This window comes from Binatus sp. (SeqCode), from assembly GCF_036522015.1.
In the GTDB taxonomy this organism is placed as follows: domain Bacteria; phylum Desulfobacterota; class Binatia; order Binatales; family Binataceae; genus Binatus.
Window position 1 is genome coordinate 1 of the sequence record NZ_DATDGQ010000213.1, and the last position, 1762, is coordinate 1762.

1 protein-coding gene and 2 pseudogenes are annotated in these 1762 nt (G+C 63.3%); 2 read left to right on the top strand and 1 reads right to left on the bottom strand.

The window, feature by feature from the left end:
* Positions 1 to 595 (top strand): annotated as a pseudogene (locus VIW95_RS09240) (hypothetical protein); the annotation flags it as partial.
* A gap of 10 nt (positions 596 to 605) precedes the next feature.
* Here VIW95_RS09240 and VIW95_RS09245 read toward each other — a convergent pair.
* The gene (locus VIW95_RS09245) at positions 606 to 1016 is read right to left on the bottom strand and encodes an NUDIX hydrolase (protein WP_331585687.1); all 411 of its coding nucleotides are present in this window, start codon (positions 1014 to 1016) and stop codon (positions 606 to 608) included.
* A gap of 198 nt (positions 1017 to 1214) precedes the next feature.
* Between VIW95_RS09245 and VIW95_RS09250 the strand changes: the two are divergent.
* Positions 1215 to 1762, top strand: a pseudogene (locus VIW95_RS09250) (CaiB/BaiF CoA transferase family protein); the annotation flags it as partial.

The following is a 1762-nucleotide window of genomic DNA, read 5'->3' on the forward strand; positions in this document are numbered from 1 at the left end:
GGCCGCCGAACTGCTCGACGATATGCGCCGCCGCGACCTCGACGCCGCGTGTGGAATGGTTCTGCCGCGATGGTCGTCGCCGCCGCCGAAATGGCTTGGGCCGAGCCTGTGGGTCAAGCTCGCGGTCCACGACCGGCGCGCGATCGAGTCGGCGCCGACGACGTCCGCCGAGCGGCTCGACAATTATTTCAGCGCCAACGTCGGCTTCAAGCGCTCTGCGTTCACGCGCTTCGGAAAATTTCGCGAGGATCTCGGCGTGGTCGGCGGCAATCCGATCTCAGGCGAGGACACCGAGCTGTTCGCTCGGATCCTGACGCGCGGTGGTGCCATGGGATTCGCACCGCGCGCGATCGTGCACCATTTGATCCCGCCTGAGCGAATGACGCTTGCGTATCTGCGCCGCAAGAGCTTCGCCTTCGGCATGGGCACCGCGTTCGCGCGGCTCGAAAACCACAATCGCCTGGACAAGCTGGTCCGCAACGGCGTCAGGATGGCAGCCGCTGCGATGCGCGGCGATCCTGAGCGCGCAATTTATCACGAACTGGAATGCGCCAACTTTCTCGGCTACTGGCGCGGACGCCTGCTCGCAAGGTAGCTGCTGGCGATCACTTCACATAACTCAACATTCCGCGCTTCAGAATGGCCGCGAGATACGGAATCAGCTCCAGGCTCGCCAGCTCGTCGAGTGTGACCCATCGATGCTCGATGTGTTCGTTGGGGCGCAGTTGCACTTTCTGAAAAACGGTCAGCCGGCACGAGTAAATCGCCTGCAGATAAGGCTCTGACAGCATGCTGTGCATGCCGAGCAATTCATCGATTGCAACGTCGAGCGCGGTTTCCTCCTTGACCTCGCGCAAAAGGCAATTCTCGAAACTCTCGCCGAGCGCAAGATGGCCGCCGGGCAGATCCCAGCTCCCCGCCCGATAGTTCATCGTGGGCGCGCGCTTCAGCACGAGCATTCGCCCGCGGCTGGCGATCACGCCGTGGATGCCGACGTAGAATTGCTGTTCCGCCATCGTGCTCAAGCTAGCGGGCCGTTCGCCGACGCGCCACTTCCGCGGTTGTCGGAACCGACTCGCGCGCAGTACGATGCTCTCCGCCTGGAGGTTGGGCGCATGGAAAAATCGGAGTTCTATCGCGAGGCGCGGCGCGATTTGACCGGCCCGCTCGACGGTGTTCGCGTGATCGACGCCACCACGAGTTGGGCGGGCCCCATGTGCGCATGCATCCTTGCCGATCTCGGCGCCGACGTCATCAAGGTCGAGGCGCGCGAGGGCGAAGTCGCGCGGCGCATTCCGCCGGCGCTGCCCGGCCACGAAAAGCAAATCGGATTTGCGCAGGCGACGGTCAATCGCAACAAGCGCAGCCTGACACTTGATCTTCGTCGCATCGAGGGCCGCGAGATTTTTCTGAAACTCGCGTCGCGCTCCGACATCATTGTGCAAAACTTCCGCCCCGGAACATTTGCGAAGTGGGGAGTCGGCTACGATCACGTACGCGCCGTTAAGCCGGACATCATTTAGGTGTCGATCAGCGGCTATGGGCAATTCGGTCCGATTCACGATCGCGTCGCTTACGATCCGCTCGCGCAAGCAATGAGCGGGTTCATCTCGCTCAACGGGACTCCCGACGGACCGCCGATGAAAGCGCCGACCTGGCTATGCGACGATCTCGGCGGATTGCACGGCGCGATTGGCGCGCTGGCCGCGCTGCGCCATCGCGATCGCACCGGCGAAGGGCAGCATGTCGACGTCGCGAGGCT

Bases quoted from the DNA above. Each gene is read 5' to 3' on its own strand.
- VIW95_RS09245 (WP_331585687.1), bottom strand. From the start codon at position 1,016: ATGGCGGAACAGCAATTCTACGTCGGCATCCACGGCGTGATCGCCAGC.